The 15,919-nt window shown below is 73.2% G+C and carries 11 protein-coding genes; 5 read left to right on the top strand and 6 right to left on the bottom strand.

From position 1 onward, the window contains the following. Positions 1-18: 18 nt before the first annotated feature. Positions 19-1,008, bottom strand: coding sequence for a helix-turn-helix domain-containing protein (locus tag ACIQWG_RS31745; RefSeq protein ID WP_404101939.1), 990 nt, complete (start codon positions 1,006-1,008; stop codon positions 19-21). A 218-nt stretch (positions 1,009-1,226) separates the two neighbouring features. Here ACIQWG_RS31745 and ACIQWG_RS31740 point away from each other — a divergent pair, with 218 nt between their 5' ends. Continuing rightward, positions 1,227-4,940 carry a S8 family serine peptidase gene (locus tag ACIQWG_RS31740; RefSeq protein ID WP_404101938.1) on the top strand — a complete coding sequence of 1,238 codons (3,714 nt, stop codon included), beginning with the start codon at positions 1,227-1,229 and terminating at the stop codon, positions 4,938-4,940. 221 nt (positions 4,941-5,161) lie between these two features. Beyond that, positions 5,162-6,460, top strand: a complete 1,299-nt coding sequence (locus tag ACIQWG_RS31735) for a PP2C family serine/threonine-protein phosphatase (RefSeq protein WP_404101937.1) — start codon at positions 5,162-5,164, stop codon at positions 6,458-6,460. 13 nt (positions 6,461-6,473) lie between these two features. On the opposite strand, the gene ACIQWG_RS31730 is transcribed toward ACIQWG_RS31735, so the two are convergent. Beyond that, positions 6,474-7,766 (bottom strand): helix-turn-helix domain-containing protein, encoded by a 1,293-nt coding sequence (locus ACIQWG_RS31730; RefSeq protein ID WP_404101935.1) that lies wholly within the window; start codon positions 7,764-7,766, stop codon positions 6,474-6,476. Between the two features lie 255 nt (positions 7,767-8,021). Here ACIQWG_RS31730 and ACIQWG_RS31725 point away from each other — a divergent pair, with 255 nt between their 5' ends. Then, on the top strand, positions 8,022-8,636 hold the full coding sequence (locus tag ACIQWG_RS31725; protein WP_404101933.1) for a hypothetical protein: 615 nt from the start codon (positions 8,022-8,024) through the stop codon (positions 8,634-8,636). Between the two features lie 673 nt (positions 8,637-9,309). Further along, positions 9,310-9,759 carry an ATP-binding protein gene (locus tag ACIQWG_RS31720; RefSeq protein ID WP_404101931.1) on the top strand — a complete coding sequence of 150 codons (450 nt, stop codon included), beginning with the start codon at positions 9,310-9,312 and terminating at the stop codon, positions 9,757-9,759. Between the two features lie 85 nt (positions 9,760-9,844). Here the strand turns inward: ACIQWG_RS31720 and ACIQWG_RS31715 are convergent, their stop codons facing one another. Together ACIQWG_RS31715 and ACIQWG_RS31710 are read right to left on the bottom strand one after the other, a co-directional pair. Next, a complete protein-coding gene (locus ACIQWG_RS31715) occupies positions 9,845-10,885 on the bottom strand; it encodes a DUF2637 domain-containing protein (protein WP_404101929.1) in 1,041 nt (346 codons plus the stop codon). Between the two features lie 304 nt (positions 10,886-11,189). Next, positions 11,190-12,089, bottom strand: coding sequence for a (2Fe-2S)-binding protein (locus ACIQWG_RS31710; protein WP_404101927.1), 900 nt, complete (start codon positions 12,087-12,089; stop codon positions 11,190-11,192). 165 nt (positions 12,090-12,254) lie between these two features. Between ACIQWG_RS31710 and ACIQWG_RS31705 the strand changes: the two genes are divergently transcribed. Continuing rightward, on the top strand, positions 12,255-13,112 hold the full coding sequence (locus ACIQWG_RS31705) for a GntR family transcriptional regulator (protein WP_404101926.1): 858 nt from the start codon (positions 12,255-12,257) through the stop codon (positions 13,110-13,112). Positions 13,113-13,251: 139 nt separating this feature from the next. Here ACIQWG_RS31705 and ACIQWG_RS31700 read toward each other — a convergent pair whose 3' ends face one another. Further along, a complete protein-coding gene (locus ACIQWG_RS31700) occupies positions 13,252-14,025 on the bottom strand; it encodes a hypothetical protein (protein WP_404101924.1) in 774 nt (257 codons plus the stop codon). Positions 14,026-14,178: 153 nt separating this feature from the next. Next, the gene (locus ACIQWG_RS31695; RefSeq protein WP_404101922.1) at positions 14,179-15,852 is read right to left on the bottom strand and encodes a PucR family transcriptional regulator; all 1,674 of its coding nucleotides are present in this window, start codon (positions 15,850-15,852) and stop codon (positions 14,179-14,181) included. Positions 15,853-15,919 lie beyond the last annotated feature (67 nt).

The raw sequence follows: 15,919 nt of genomic DNA, 5'->3' as shown, positions 1-15,919 counted from the left end.
CACACCGTGGGGCCGGCCTCACCCCTGCCGGTCCCGTGCCACCCACCCCCGCTCGCAGGCGTGCCACCCCAGCTGCAACCGGGTCGTCACCCCGGTCAGCTCCATCAGCCGCTTCACCCGGCGCTGCACGGTCCGCAGCCCCAGGTCCAGCTGCTTGGCCACGCTCGCGTCGGTCAGGCCGGCCAGCAGCAGGGAGAGCACCTCGAGATCGGTGCCGTCAGGGCCGTCCGGCTGCTGTTCGGTGAGGCCGGCGGGGCCGAGGCTCAGCGGCAGGGCGTCCCGCCACACCGACTCGAACAGGCCGAAGAGCAGCTCCAGCAGCCCGCTCGCATGGACGACCAGCGCGGCCGGCTCCGCGGTGTGCGAGGTCAGCGGCACCAGGGCGAGCGTCCGGTCGGCGATCACCAGCTTGGTCGGGACCCGCTCCACCACCCGCACCCGCTCCTCGCGGCCGAGGGCGGCGGACAGCTCGGTGATGCCCTGCGGCTGGTCGAGGACCGAACGCTCCAGGACCACGCGGTAGCGCACACCGCGATCGGCGGCCCGCTCCTCCGCGTCGTTCTCCGTCCCCGTGACGGCGACCGGGCTGCCGGTGACCAGCGCGCACACCTCGTCGCTCGCGCCGAGCTGCAACTGGAGGAAGCGCTGCGACACCGCGGCCGCGCCGATCACCACCTCGACCAGGTCGTGCACGGCCGGCTCGGTCGCTCCCGCCCGGTACTCCTCGGCGAGCATCGCCGCCGCCAGTTCCGCCTGCTCCAGCTCGTGCCGCTGCTGGGTGAGCAGCGCGCCCAGCGCCACCCCGGGCGGAGCGGCGACCCAACGGCCGGGCCGGGCGGAGGACTGCGCCGCCAGCCCGTGCCGCTCCAGCCGGCGCAACGCCCGCTCGGTGTCGTGCTCACCGAGGGTCAGCCGCCGCGCGAGATCCGGTACGTCGGCCGCGCCCACGGACACCAGGGCCCGGTACGCCGACTCGTGCGTCTCGTCGAGACCGATGGCTCCCAGCATCTGGCCGCGCCCCTCCCCGAGCGAACACCCGTGTCCGGTCCGTGGCGGAAAACGGCCACGGCGCAAAACCGCCTCCGCACATCATCGCGGTACCACCCGCCACTCTGCCAAGGTGTCGCCACCGCAGCATCAACCACCGTCCGCATTGCCCGACTTGGGTCTCCTCGGCCTGCGCTTTCGCGTCCACGGGCAGGCGGCAGCACGGGAAGAGGGCGATCTTGGGGAGAGCGATATCGCGAACGGCACTGGGCGCGGCCACCGCCGTGATCCTGGCCGTGACGCCCGCCGTGCCCACGCACGCGGCCGACACCACGCCGAGACCGCCGACCGGTGCCCGGGCCACCCCCGGCGCCGGTTCCGTGGTCACCCTGGTCACCGGCGACCGCGTCCTCGTCACCCGGGACGGGGCCGTCGCCCTGCCCGGCCCGGACGGCAGCACCCCCTTCACCCAGACCCGCCGCTCCGGCGACGACCTGTACGTCTACCCCGAGGGCGCGACCGCCGCCCTCGCCGCCGGCCGCGTCGACGAGGAACTGTTCAACGTCACCGGCCTGGTCCGCCAGGGCTACGACGACGCGCACCGCGCGACACTGCCGCTGATCGCCACGTACGACCGCTCCGTCGCCCGCTCCGCCCCGCCCACCCCGCGCGGCGCCGAACGCGGCCTCGTCCTCGACCCGGTCGACGGAGTCGCCCTGGAAGCCGACAAGAAGAAGGCCGCCGACTTCTGGGCCGACATCACCGACTCCCGCTCCCGCGCGGCCGGCGACCTGAAGAAGCTGTGGCTCGACGCCAAGGTCGAGGCCACCCTGGACCGTTCGACCCGCCAGGTGCACGCCCCCGAGGCCTGGGCCGCCGGATACGACGGCAAGGGCACCGAGGTCGCCGTCCTGGACACCGGCGTCGACACCGAACACCCGGACCTCGAGGGCCGTGTCACCGCGTCGAAGAACTTCACCGACTCCCCGGACGCCGACGACCACGACGGCCACGGCACCCACACCACCTCCACCGTCGGCGGCACCGGCGCCGCGAGCGACGGCAGGAGGAAGGGCGTCGCCCCCGGCACCGCGCTCCTCAACGGCAAGGTGCTCGACGACTCCGGCTACGGCGAGACCTCGTGGATCATCGCCGGTATGCAGTGGGCCGTCGACCAGGGAGCCGACGTCGTCTCGATGAGCCTCGGCAACCCGGCGCGCACCGACTGCACCGACCCGATGGCCCAGGCCACGGAGGAACTCGCCAGGACGAGCGAGCACACCCTGTTCGTCGTCGCCGCGGGTAACACCGGCCCCGGCACCAACACGGTCTCGTCCCCGGGTTGTGCGCCGAGCGTGCTCACCGTCGGCGCCGTCGACCGGGACGACGCCACGGCCGTGTTCTCCAGCCGGGGCCCGGCGTACGGGTCGCACACCCTCAAGCCGGAGATCACCGCGCCGGGCGTCGGCATCTCCGCCGCGCAGGCGGGCGGACGCGGTGTGTACGCGTACCGGTCCATGAGCGGTACGTCGATGGCGACCCCGCATGTCGCGGGCGCGGCGGCCGTCGTCCGCCAGCGTCACCCGGACTGGAGTGCCCAGCGGATCAAGGCGGCCCTGGTCTCCTCCGCGGACGCGGGCATCCCCGGCGACGTCCGCGAGAGCGGCGGCGGGCGCCTCGACGTCCGGGCCGCGACCGACCAGAAGGTGCTCGGCGCACCCGCCCTACAGGCCGGCACCTTCAACTGGCCGCAGGACGCGAGCGACCGCACGACGGTCGCCGTGCCCTACACCAACACCACCAACAGGGCGGTGGAGTTGAAGCTGTCGGTGTCCGCCGTCACCGGCAACGACGGCTCCGCCGTCCGCTCACCCCTGGCCCGCCTCGCCGCCCGCAAGGTCACCGTCCCGGCGGGGACGACGGTCGAGGTCCCGCTGCGGATCGACCCGACGGCGACGCTCGAGCGGGCCCAGTACGGCGACGTCACCGGCCGAGTCCTCGCCACGGCCGACGGTGTCACGGTCGCCACGCCCTTCGCGCTGTACGTCCAGCCCGAGACGGTCACCCTGCGGGTGAAGCTGGTCGACCGGCTCGGCGAGGCCGCCGGCGGTGCCTCCTCCGTCGACCTGATCGGCACCGACGACGCGAGCGGGGAGCGCCGCTTCAACGAGGGGGCCGCGGACCAGACGTACCGGATCCGCCCGGGCTCCTACTTCCTCTCCGCCTTCGTCACGACTCCCGAGGCCGAAGGCACGCTCCTGGACTCCCTCACCTGTCTCGGCCGGCCCCAGCTGGAGATCCGGGACGACACGACCGTCGTCCTCGACGCGCGCAAGGCCCATCGCCTGAGCGTCAGGACCGACCGGCCGACCGAACTGCGGGGCGCCACCCTCGGGTTCGCCCGCAGTTGGGACGACACCTGGCTGCACGCGGGCACGGCGGCCGGCGGACGCGAACTGCGCGGCTACTACGCCGCCGTCACCGGCCGGGCCACCGACGGGGACTTCGAGTTCGACAGCTTCTGGCGCGCGGCGGCACCGCAGATCACCGAACTCGCCGTAGTGGGCGGCCGGTCGCTCCATCCGACCACCGCGTCCTTCAGCTCGGCCAACCTCGACGGCACCGGCCGCGCAGCGTTGTTCGACGCCAAGTCCGGTACGGCGGAGGAACTTTCGGGGGCCGCCGGGAAGATCGCGCTCGTCGGCGTCCCGGACGGCGGAAGCGCCTACGAGATCGCGACACGCGCGAAGGAGGCGGGCGCGCTGGCCGTCCTCGTGCACCGGGACGAGCCGGGCCGCTGGTACCCCTCGGCCGGATTCACGGGGGGCCCGCTGCCGGTCCTCGCCGTCCCGGCCGACGAGGCGAAGGCCCTGCTCGCGGCCAGGGACGTCACCCTGCGCTGGACAGCCACCGCCAAGAGCCCGTACGTCTACAACCTGGCCTTCCCCGAGCAGGGCCCGATCGGCGGCGACCGCGCCTACCGCGTCCGGGACCGCGAACTGGCGGCGACCACGGCGACGTACAGGTCTATGGCGGGCGGCGGCACCGACCACGTCGACCTGACGGCCATGACCCGGCCGAACGGACTGAGCGGCTACTTCGGCGCGCTGGAGACGGTCCCCGCCCCCTTCCGGCGCACCGAGTACCACTCGCCGGGGACGACCGGCTGGGAGCACGAGGTCTCCAGCAGCTTCCCCTGGGGCGAGTTCATGATCGACCCCAACCGGACATACGCGAAGGGGGAGCGGCGCGACGAGGAGTGGTACGGCGGTGTCCTCGCCCCCGCCGCCCCGCTCGACGCCGACGGCCGCCCCGCCCTCGCCGCCGAACGGCAGGGCGACCTGATCGGCGCGGCACCCGGCTTCTGGGGCGACGGACAACACCAGGGCGTGCAGGGGAGCTTCGGCGACATCGGGAGCATGACACTGCGGCGGAACGGCGAGACGGTCGGCGAAAGCCCGTACCCCTTCGGGGTGTTCACGGTCCCCGCCGAGGAGTCCATCTACGAACTCACCCTCTCCACGGCGAAGATCGGGCCCCCGGCGCGCGCCTGGAACCGCTCCACCGGCACGACCACGACGTGGACCTTCCGCTCCGCCCGCGACGAGGACACGTACTCGCAAGGCATCCCGCTGCTCTTCCCGCGGTACACGCTGCCGGAGGACGGGCTGAAGACGCTCCCCGCCGAGGACGGCCGGAAGATCACCCTCACGGCCACCGGCCACGCGGGCCACGAGCCCGGTGAGCTGACGCGGGCCCGGCTCGCCTACTCGTACGACGAGGGCGCGACCTGGACCGAGGCACGGACCGTGCCGAAGGACGACGGGACCTGGACGGCGGTGGTGAACCACAGCGGAGCGACAGGAAAGGCGGTCACACTCAGGACCGTCCTGACCGACGCCGACGGCGCCTCGGTCACCCAGATCGTGACCCGGGCCTACGACGTGCGCTGACGCGCGCGGAGGGGATCTGGGCCCGGGTCACCCAGCAGTCGCCGGGCGGTTCTCCCGTGGGGGGTGGAGCCGTCCGGCGACCTGTTTTTCCCCGGCGTTCCGCCGCTGTTTCGCAAGACTGTTCACCCTGTCACCCGACGAGCCGTCAGAGGTGGCGTTCGGGGGCCGGATTTTCCGGATGCCCCGTTTTCATCCGCGCCCCGCGGTGGACAATTGGGGGCATGAACCAGCAGGGGGGAAGGCCCACCGGCCGCGAGGACGACTGGTGGGGGCAGCTGTACGGTGACGTCACCGAGGACACGGGCCCGACGACGGCGCCCGACTCACTGGACGACCGGTTCGCCTCGGCCGCGGGGGCGGTGAACCAGCGGTCGGGAACGGGCACGCCGGTCCCCGCCCCGAGAGCGGACGCGGACGCCGTACGGCGTCCCCCGGCGTTTCCGGCCGGTCTGCCGAAACCGCCGGGATTCACGGTCGAGACACCCCCGGCCGACGCCTTGCCGCCGCCGCCGGCACCGGTCCCCGAGCGGCCCGCCCCCACGTCCGCGCCGCGCCCGGTCGACTACGTCGGCGACGGCCCGCCCACCTACGCCGCCGAACCCACCGCCCTCCCGCCGGCCGACCCGGACGACCTCGACGATCTGGTCGCCGACACCGTGCTCGACGGCGCCCACTACGGCACCTCCACCCTGCGGGCCGTCTCCCTGCGCGGCGACTCCGCCCGCTACCGGGGCGAACCCCGCCGCGACTCCCTGCTCACCGCCCGCTTCGGCACCGGCGACCACGCCCTGCTGCTCGTCGTCATGGCGACCGGCGCCCGCGCCACCCCCGGCGCGCACCGGGCCGCCGCCGAGGCCTGCAACTGGATCGGCCGGGCCATCGGCCGCAGTCACGCGCGGCTCGCGGAGGACATAAGGGCCGCGCGACGCGGCGACCTCAAGTCCGGGCTGCACCGCCTCACCGACCGCAGCCTCGGCAAGCTCCGCGCCAGCGCCGCCGAACAGGGCGTCGAACCCGAGGAGTACGCGGCGACCCTGCGCTGTCTCCTGCTCCCCGCCGACCCCGAGTGCCGCACCCGCGTCTTCTTCGGCGTCGGCGAGGGCGGACTCTTCCGGCTGCGCAACGGCGAATGGCAGGACATCGAGCCCCGTGTCACCGACGCAACCGGTGAACCCGTCGTCGGCTTCGGCTCACTGCCCGCCGAGACACCCGAGGGCGACCGCCTCACCATGGACCTCGGCATCACCACCCCGCCGAGCCCCTACGACGCGACCCCCGAGCCGCCCCGCGAGCCCTTCCGCTTCCGTGCCTCCGTCGCGCGCCCCGGCGACACCCTCCTGATGTGCACGAGCGGCCTCGCCGACCCCCTGCGCGGCGAACCCGAGCTCGCCGCCCGTCTGACCGGACGATGGTCCGGCCTCGAACCGCCGGGACTCGCCGAGTTCCTCGCCGACGCCCAGGTCCGGGTGAAGGGGTACGCCGACGACCGTACGGCGGCCGCGGTGTGGGAGGCGCAGTGAGCCGTCCGCGCTCCTACTCCTCCCACTCCACCCAGGCGCGGGTCGAGGTGTCGTAGGCGTAGTTCGGCAGCCCCTTGGTGCTCGTCGTCCGGAACGGGCGGCCGTGGTCGTCGACGCGGACCGTGCCGGTGCGGCCCTGCGACGACCAGTCCAGCTCCAGGTACCAGGTGCAGTCGCAGCTCACCGTCCGCGCGTCGACCAGCAGCACCTCCGGATCCTCGGCGGACACCCTGTACGGCAGGCGCATCGCCGGGATGGTGACGCCCGTGTCGTTGCCGTCCACCGGGCGGGCGATGGGCCGGTCCTTGTCCAGGTCGACGGAGAAGTAACGGGGCGTCAGCGCTCCGCCGCAGCCGTGGTCCATGGCGTAGTTGCTGCCCTCCATGGGCGCCGAACGGCCCACCACCCGTACCCGCAGCGCGTCCAGCACGACGGCCGTGGACGACCGGCCCTGCACCGTGATCCTCACCAGGGTCTGCTGCCCGTGCACGGCGTTCTGCGTCCCGGCCCAGGTCGCGGCGTCCTGCGGGTTCGGCGGCGGCGGGACCTGCCCCGGCGGCTTGGCGATGACGTAGTCGTGACCGCAGCCGGCCTGCCAGACATGGGAGTCGGTGCTCCAGGTGAGGGGCACACCGGTCGACGGCCGCTGCGGGGTGGCCTTCTTCGAGGGCCGGCCGGCGGTCTCGGTGGGCTTCGCCGGGGACTCCTTCGAGGCGCCGGCCGAGGGCGAGGCGGTGCTGGGGGAGGGGCTCGGGGAGTGGTCCGACTTCGGGCGCGGGGTGCCCGACTCGGTCGTACGGGGCGGATCGACGGCCTGGACGGAGTCGCCGCCCTCGGAGCGGTCGTCCGGGAGGGCGGAGAGACTGCCGAGGGTGGCGAGGAGGGCGGTGGCGACGGCCGCGGAAACCAGCAGCCGTCGGCGGTGGAACCAGGGCTGACGGGCGGGGCCGGCCGGTGCCGGGTCCTCGGTGGGAGTGCCGGCCGCGTCCGAGGGGGCCGCGTCCGCCGTGCCGGCAACCGCCGCGGGGGCGGCCGCCGGGCGCGAGCGCTGCCGCGCCGCCACCGCCAGGATCCAGCGGCGGTGCAGCTCCAGCCGCTCCTCAGGTGTCGCCCCGCACAGCGCGGCGAAGCGCTCCACGCGGGCGAAGTCGACGGGCACCGCGTCGCCGGCGCAGTAGCGGTGCAGCGTGGAGGTGTTCATGTTCAGGCGGCGGGCCAGCCGGTCGTAGCTCCGGTCGGTGCGTTCCTTCAGCCGTCTCAGTAAGGCGGCGAACTCCTGGACGTCGTCGTCCTGTGCTTCCGACACTGTTCTCCCGTGTCCTCCCCGTCCCGGGACGGCATCCCAGGCACTCCATGTACCTGCACGTCAGAAGGGCTGGGATGGTTCCACCGTCGCGGATCGGGCGACGGCGCTTGCGGCCCACCGCTGTGACGGCTGATGCTCTTGGTGTCGCCACCGACCAGGGGGCCGGACGGACCAACCGGCGTCGGTGACGACCCACTTCCGTGCGTTCATCCACTGACGCACTTCAGGCACTCATCTCATCCACGGGGGACACCCATGCCCAAGCGCACCCGAGCCGGCGTGCTCGCCGCAGTCGTCGTCGGCCTCACCGCAGGCGCCGCACTCTCCACCGCACCGGCCGGCGCCGCCACGAAGGCGCCCGCGCCGAAGTTCCTCGCGGCGTCCGAACTCCCGCCGCACCCCTCCTCCACCTGGACCGCCGGCAAGGTCACCGACGGCGTCCCGGAGGAGATGCAGTACTGCTTCGGGGAGGCCCTGCTCGCCTACGACTCCCGCTTCCGCACCTTCCGCACCGACCTGGACACCGGCGCCGAGCAGCTCAACATCGTCGTCGGCGACAACGCCAAGGCCAAGGCCCTCGCCACCCGGCTCGACAAGGAGGTCCGGCGCTGCGTCACCCGCATGGACGCCGACCCGGAGATCGAGGCCGACTACAAGGCCTACGGCACCCTGCCGGTCGAGGAGGGTGCCCGCGTCCACGGCTTCGCGACCCGGGCCTCGTGGGGCGCCATGGACATCCACCTGGTCTCGGTCGGCCGGGACGGCGGCACCGTCACCGTCGTGCAGTGGGGGCAGATGGGCGACTTCACGGACGCACCGGTGAAGGCCTTCAAGAAGACGACCACCACCGCGGTCGACAAGCTCTACTGACCGACCCGCCCCACGACCACCACAACAGCGGGGCCGCCCTCCCGGACGGGGGTCGGGCGGGCGGCCCCGCCTCGGTGCCAGGGACGGGCCGCCAGCCGAATCCGGGTCCGGGACCCGCGAGTTCCGGCCAGTTTCACAGGTTGCGGAAAGGTGGCCGGAGGCAGGCGGTTCGCTCTCCGTCGTGCAGGAGAGAGGTTCGCTCCGCCTACGGCCTCGACCGCTCCGCCGCTCGGTCGGGTACGGCACCGGTGCGGCAGGACGGAATCGGCGGTCGGGCCGATCCTCCCCGGGCGGGCCGCCCACGGAGGATCGGCCCGATGTCGTGCGGAACCGCGGTGGACGGCCCTCACGCACCGGGATGGGATGCACCGCCCCGCCTCCGCCCGCCGCGAGCGGGCCGACGTTCCGGAAGCCGGGCCGTGCCCGGTGAGGGACGCGGCCCGGCCGCGGCCTCCGGCCGTCCCGCGACGGCCGACGGGTGACGTTCCAGGTTTCATCCATTGGCCTGGACCGGCCCAATCGTGGCCGAACACCTGGTCGTTGACGATTCGACATGACTGGCGCCGATCCCACTGGGAATGGTTCCCGTGAACGTGTTCGAGCCAGGAGGGGAACCGACATCGGCACGCGGGCGGGGGTCATGAAAAGGCATGCACGAGGAGGCGGTCCCTTCATGTTCGGGGGCTCCTCGGTGGAAACAGTGGAGGACAGGGCCGCGAGCGCCGGGGATCACGCTCAGCCGCCGCAGCTCAGCCGCAGACTGGGGCGGGCGGATCTGCGGGCCGTACCGGAGACGCGCCGGGCGCTGCGCGAGCTGTTACGGCACTGGGGAAGGCCCGGACGATCGGACATAGCCGAACTGCTCACCAGCGAACTCGTCACCAACGCGATCGTGCACACCGACCGGGAGGCCCTGGTGACCGCGACGGTCGGACCGGACGGACTCCGGGTGGAGGTGCGGGACTTCGTGGCCCGGCTGCCCCGACCGCGCGTACCGGCCGCCGACGACGGTACGAACGGCCGAGGCCTGATCCTGGTCGAGTCCCTCGCGGACGCGTGGGGCGTACGGGCGCACGGGGTGGGGAAGGCGGTGTGGTTCGAGCTCGACGCGGACGCCGCGTGAGCCTTCGTACCGCCGCCTCAGGACAACGGGAAGGGGCGCGACCCGAGCCTCGGGTCGCGCCCCTTCCCGTCGATGAGCCGTGTGCTCAGCCGAACTGCTGCTCAAGGTCCTTGAGCTTGCGCTCCAGCGAGTCGAGCCGGGGCAGCGCCATGGTGTCGTCCTCCGCGGTGAGGTCGACGGTGACCGGGTCAGAGCCCTTGCGTACGGGCTGCAACGAGGGACGCGTACGCACGGGCAGCTGCTCCGGCGTGGATATGGCAGGCTCCGCGGCGACCTGGGCCGAGGCACGCTCCAGGGCCTGCGGCTCCGCCTGCCGGCCGCCGCCGCGGCCGATGAACCCGCGGTGGCCGCGGCTGATGGCCTTGAGCTGGGCGCGCTCCATGCGCTCCTGCTCGCGGCGGCGCAGTCGGGCCGTCTCCTTCTGCCGCTTGTCCTCGCGGACCTCGTCGACCGCCTCGTCCAGGCTGCGGACGTTCTCCAGCAGCATCAGCGACCAGGCCTTGTAGGTCTCGCGGGGCGCCCGCAGCCAGCGGACGATACGGATCTGCGGCAGCGGACGCGGCACCAGACCCTGCTCGCGCAGCGCGGCCCGGCGGGTCTGCTTCAGCGCGCGGTCGAACAGCACGGCCGCCGAGAGGGACATGCCGGCGAAGAAGTGCGGGGCACCGTCGTGGCCGAGGCCCCGGGGTGCGTGGACCCAGTTGAACCAGGCCGCGGCACCGGCGAACGTCCACACGAGTATCCGGGAGCCGAGCGCCGCGTCGCCGTGGCTGGCCTCGCGCACCGCGAGGACGGAACAGAACATCGCCGCGCCGTCCAGACCGAACGGCACCAGGTACTGCCAGCCGTTGGACAGGCCCAGGTTCTGCTCACCGAATCCGACCAGGCCCTTGAACGAGAGCGCGGCCGCGACCGCGGCGCAGCAGAAGAGGAGTACATAAGCGGCGGTGCCGTATATGGCTTCCTTGCGCCTGCGACGCTCCTCGTTGCGCTCCCACGAGTCCTCGGTCTTAGCGTGCTCCCCCGACCGCTTGCCGCGCGCGAGCACCGCCACCGCCGCCAGCATGCCCAGGAGCAGGACGGCGCCCGGAAGCAGCCAGTTCAGCGATATGTCGGTCAATCTCATCTGGGGTCCCTTGCATTGGGATAGGGCGTAACGCCCGCCATAGTGGCCCAATCCCGCTGGCCCTCAGGGGGTTTCGGGGCAAGAGGCCGCCAAGGAAGTGCAAGGGGATGCCCGGGGCGGCGTTCTGCTCGAACTGCCGCTTGAGGGGCAGGAGTTGAGTTCGAACAAGACTACCCGTGCGGGTGGTTCCACGGAAAGTTCCTGCGCGAAGTGAGGAATTTGTGAAACGCCTGTAACCGTAACGGGTGTCCCGCTCTCGGGTGATCTTACGGTACGGGGGCTTACGGCCGGGCCTGAGGGACCCTCAACTCGCGGCGGCCAGAAGCTTGGTGACCCGGTCGGCGTCGCAGGTGCGGGGGCAGGTGGCGCAGGTGTCCTCGGGGCGCACCGTGTAGAACATGCAGCAGCTCGCGCGGTCCCGGGTGGGCAGCGACTCGCCGTTCGGTCCGGTCAGTTCGCGGAACGCGGCCGAGCCGACGTACGGCTTCGTGGCGCCGGGCAGCAGGAGTTCCAGTTCGCGCCGGGCGCGGTCCTCCTGGCTTCCGCCCTCGCCCCCGCCCCCGCTGTGACCCTCACCTTCGCCTTCGTGTTCGCCGAGCAGGTGGGCGACGTACCAGAGGCCCTCGACGACCTCGTCGGTCGCCATGCCCCACAGGGCGCGTCCGCGTCGGCGCATGCGCGGGCCGAAGCCGGCGAGCACGGGTTCGAGGTGCTCGGCGACGGCGGCGCGCACCTCGGCGCGCAGTGCCTCCTCGTCGGGGACCACCCGCGCGCCGGGCAGGACGGCCGCCGGGTCGCCGGGGAGGCAGGCGAACGTGGTGGGGCGGGCGGCCAGGCGGCCGATGGCCAGGCCGGGGGCCGTGCGGTCGTACGAGACATGTGTCACGGGGAAGCGCGGGACGCGGCGGAGCAGGAACCACGGCACGGTGATCAGCAGGCAGGCGGGCCAGGCGTAGCGGTGCAGGCCGAAGCTGGCGACGACGTCGGGGCGGGCGGGCTGTCCGTAGTCGCGTCGTACCTGTGTGTCGTCCCAGGCCAGGAAGGTGTCCAGGTCGTCGCCGCCCTCGGCCAGGGCGGTCGCGGCGATCCATCCGCCGTGCCGGGGAAGCTGCTCCTGGGTGGGCGGCTGGGTGATGTCGAGCCCCGGGAGGACCTCGGTGAGACGGGTGTAGGCGTCTGCGAGGACTATGGGGGGCACGGACATGTGGACCGCCGATTCGGAAGGCTTCAGAGGTAAGGCTTACCTTACCCAAGATCGCTGCGGTTTGAACTGTCGCGTTCTGGGCCTATGGTGCTTGACGGGTGAGTAACAACCCGCCGTAATGACCCCGTAATGACCCCAAGTACCGACACGTCCGGAGGAGGACCCGTGAGGCAGGGCGCGCAGGGCTCCGCGGTGTCGGGAAATCAGGAGGGCCGGCGGGACCCGGAGGGCTCGGAGACTCGTCCGCAGGCGCTGCGGGTGCCGCCGCAGGGGTGTGGTGCGGAGGGCCGTGGCGCGGAGGGGGAGCGGGGGGCCGGTCCGGGTCGGAGCGACTCGGTGCCGAGCGCTCGTGGCGAGCACACGCACAGCGAGGTACCCATTCCGCGGCCGCGTCCGCTGGTGCAGCGGGCCTCGGTGCGCGGGCAGATCCTCGACGCGCTGCGGACCGCGCTGGTCACCGGTGAGCTGACGCCGGGGGCGGTGTACTCGGCGCCGGCGCTCGGGGAGCGGTTCGGGGTCTCCGCGACGCCGGTGCGCGAGGCGATGCAGCAGCTCGCGTTGGAGGGGGCCGTCGAGGTCGTGCCCAATCGGGGCTTCCGGGTGGTCGAGCGGGGGGCTCGGGAACTGGCGGAGCTGGCTGAGGTCCGGGCGCTGATCGAGGTGCCGGTGATGTTGCGGCTCGCGCGTACGGTGCCTTCCGAACGGTGGGTGTCGATGCGGCCGTTGGCCGAGGCGACGGTGCGGGCGGCGTCGACGGGGTGCCGGGCGACGTACGCGGAATCGGACCGTACGTTCCATCGTGCGGTGCTGTCCCTGTGCGGCAACGAACAACTCGTCCAGGTCACCGACGATCTGCACCGCCGGGCGCAGTGGCCGCTGGTGAGTGCGGTGCGGGTGCCGGGGCGTGGGCACGCGGACCTGATCGCCGACGCCGCGGAGCACACGGCGCTGTTGGATGCGCTGATCGCCCGGGATCTGGATGTGGTGCGGTCGTTGGTCGGGGAACATTTCGCGGGCGCGTGATGCCTGCGGCGGCTCCGGGCACTTTCAGCCCGTCCGGCGTGCGAGGACGAGCCCTTTCGGGGCGGATGGCGGTCCAGGGGGCGGAGCCCCCTGGTGGGGTCGCAGGGGCGGAACCCCCTGGTGATGCCCCCCGCCTCGATCACGCCGTCGCGGCCGGTGGCGTCAGTTGGCGGGAGAGCCAGGTCGGTACGCCGCCCAGGAGGCGGAACAGACGGCGGGCCTCCTCGCGCAGACGAGCCGCCTCCGGTTCGCTCTCCGCGTCGGCCAGGGACGCCAGCGCGGGCGCCGTACCCACCAGGTAGCCGAGTTCCTCCCGGATGCGCAGGGACTCGGCGAAACCGTGCCGCGCCTCGGCCAACTCGCCCTCGCGCAGGGCAAGTCCGGCAAGGTGGCGCCAGGTGAAGGAGAGCAGCAGCGGATCGGCGTGGGCGGTCGCACCCGCATGCGCCCGGCGGTACGCGGCGCGCGCTGCCTGCGGGGAGTGCGCCAGGTTCTCCGCCAGCAGCCCCCGGCGGAAGTCCAGCAGCGCCCGGCCCGCCGCCCCCGGCGCGATCAGCGCCGCCGCACGGCCGAGCGCAGCCCGCGCCTCGTCGGCCCGGTCGCGCACTCCGTGCAGGGTGGCGGCGTAGGCAAGTTGCCCTCGTTCACAAGCGGCCGCGCCCCGCTCGTCGTCACCGTGCGCGAGCGCCTCGGCCGTGCGGAGGGCGTCCTCCGCCTCCTCCCAGCCCTGCTCGGTGTAGAGACAGCGCTCCACCAGCAGTGACGCCCGTTGCAGCGCGGCCGGCGCGGTGACCGGCTGGAGCAGGGCCGCCGCGTCCGCCCAGCACGCGCGAGAGCGCAGCCGCCATACCGCGGTCTGGAGTGGATCGTCACCGGCGGTCGTTCCGTTACCAGACATGGCGGTATACGCCACCTCGCCCTCCCCGAGCACGCCATCGAGCTGTTGAGTGGTTGCGGCATCTCAGCACGAATCGTCGCGCGGGGCCAAGAGGGTGGGTGAAGGATTTCACAAAGTCGTGGGACAGCGACGGCACTTGGTGTCATCCGGCGGGACGGCCGGATGGGGTCAACTCATCCGCAATGCCAAGAAGAAATCAAGCTTGTCCTCCAGTCGGGACAGGTCCCGGCTCGTCAACTGCTCGATCCTGCCCACTCGGTAGCGCAGTGTGTTGACGTGCAGGTGGAGACGGGTCGCGCAGCGGGTCCAGGAGCCGTCGCAGTCCAGGAAGGCTTCGAGGGTGGGGATCAGCTCGGCTCGGTGGCGGCGGTCGTAGTCGCGCAGCGGGTCGAGGAGCCGGGCCGTGAAGGCCCTGCGCACGTCGTCCGGGACGAACGGGAGCAGCAGGACGTGCGAGGCCAGTTCCTGGTGGCCCGCCGCGCAGACCCGGCCGGGGCGCGCGGCAGCCACCCGGCGGGCGTGGCGGGCCTCCTCCAGGGCGCCGCGCAGCCCCTCCGCCGAGTGCACCGCCGCGCTGACACCGAGCGTGACCCGGCCGTCGCCGTCCAGGCCCGCGGCGAGCGGCTCGCGGACCGACTCCAGGAGCGCGTCGGCGAGGATGCCGGCCTCCGAGCCGTCGTGCTCCGCCGAGACCGCGGGGAGCGGGACCAGGGCGATCGCCTCGTCACCCGAGTGGGCCACCGCGATGCGGTCGGACGGCTCGGGGCCCGTCGCCAGCGGGTCGACCAGGATCTCCTCCAGGAGGGCCTGGGTGACCGGGCCCGCCTCGATGTCGCCCTCCTCCCATTCGACCCGGGCGACCACGACCTGCCAGTGCGGGGCCGATCCCAGACCGGGCAGTAGAACGGGCGCGGCGACCCTCAGGCGGGCGGCGATCTCGGCGGGTGCCGCACCCGTCTGGACCAGTTCGAGGACCTCCTGCGCGAGACGGCGGCGGACCGTGCGCGCCGCGTCCCTGCGGTCCCGTTCCACCGCGATCAGCTGGGTGACGCCCTGGAGGAGGTCGAGCCGCTCCTCGGGCCAGTCGCTCGCGTCCGCCGCGACCGCCAGCAGCCAGTCCGACAGCACCGTCTCGCGCACGTCCCGGGACGCCCGCGGGGAGCGGCCGCTGCTGCGGATCGGGAAGAGCGAGTACGTCGTGCTGCCGAGGGTCATCCGGTGCGGGCCGCGGCGGCCCGAGCGGGCGGCCGTCAGATGTTCCGCCGCCAGCTTCGGGTACAGGTCGGCGGGCAGCGCCGGGCCGCCCACCTTCGAGCCCGCGATCAGCCGGCCCGTCGGTGACAGCACCCATGCGCGCAGGTCCAGGTCCGAGCCGAGGAGGTCGAGGACGACGTCCGGGCCGCCACCCGCCGGGCCCGAGGTCATCATCCGGCGGTGCCGGTCCACCACGGCCGCCAGGTCCCCGGCCCGCTCGCCGCTGACCTGCCGTACGACATGCTCGGTCACCGTCGCGAACGCCACCGACTCGTGCACGGCGAACAGCGGCAGACGATGGCGGGCGCAGGCCACGACCAGGTCGTCGGGGATGTCGCCCAGCTCGGCCTCACCGGCCGCCAGGGCCGCCACACCGGCCTGCGCGAGGATGCGCACGAAAGGGTCGGAGTCCGCCGCGTTCCGACGCCAGGCCAGCCCCGTGAGCACCAGCTCGCCGCCGGAGAGGTAGCGGCTGGGGTCCCTGAGGTCGGTCGTCATCACGCCGCGCACGGTGCGGTCCAGCTCGTCCTCGCCGCCGAGCAGCTTGAGGCCCAGCGCGTCCGTGTCCAGCAGTGCGCGCAGCCGCATTTCGTCGCCGCCGTTCTTTGTCTCGAAACCTACGATGAATCTTGAAGGGTCTGTCGGATGGGCCTGC

Source organism: Streptomyces sp. NPDC098781, from assembly GCF_044759995.1.
Taxonomy (GTDB): Bacteria; Actinomycetota; Actinomycetes; order Streptomycetales; family Streptomycetaceae; genus Streptomyces.
Note: the sequence above shows the minus strand (reverse complement) of the source record. Positions and strands in the feature narration are given on the sequence as shown.

Bases quoted from the DNA above. Each gene is read 5' to 3' on its own strand.
- ACIQWG_RS31735 (WP_404101937.1), top strand. From the start codon at position 5,162: ATGAACCAGCAGGGGGGAAGGCCCACCGGCCGCGAGGACGACTGGTGG.
- ACIQWG_RS31710 (WP_404101927.1), bottom strand. From the start codon at position 12,089: ATGTCCGTGCCCCCCATAGTCCTCGCAGACGCCTACACCCGTCTCACC.
- ACIQWG_RS31745 (WP_404101939.1), bottom strand. From the start codon at position 1,008: ATGCTGGGAGCCATCGGTCTCGACGAGACGCACGAGTCGGCGTACCGG.
- ACIQWG_RS31695 (WP_404101922.1), bottom strand. From the start codon at position 15,852: ATGCGGCTGCGCGCACTGCTGGACACGGACGCGCTGGGCCTCAAGCTG.
- ACIQWG_RS31725 (WP_404101933.1), top strand. From the start codon at position 8,022: ATGCCCAAGCGCACCCGAGCCGGCGTGCTCGCCGCAGTCGTCGTCGGC.
- ACIQWG_RS31715 (WP_404101929.1), bottom strand. From the start codon at position 10,885: ATGAGATTGACCGACATATCGCTGAACTGGCTGCTTCCGGGCGCCGTC.
- ACIQWG_RS31720 (WP_404101931.1), top strand. From the start codon at position 9,310: ATGTTCGGGGGCTCCTCGGTGGAAACAGTGGAGGACAGGGCCGCGAGC.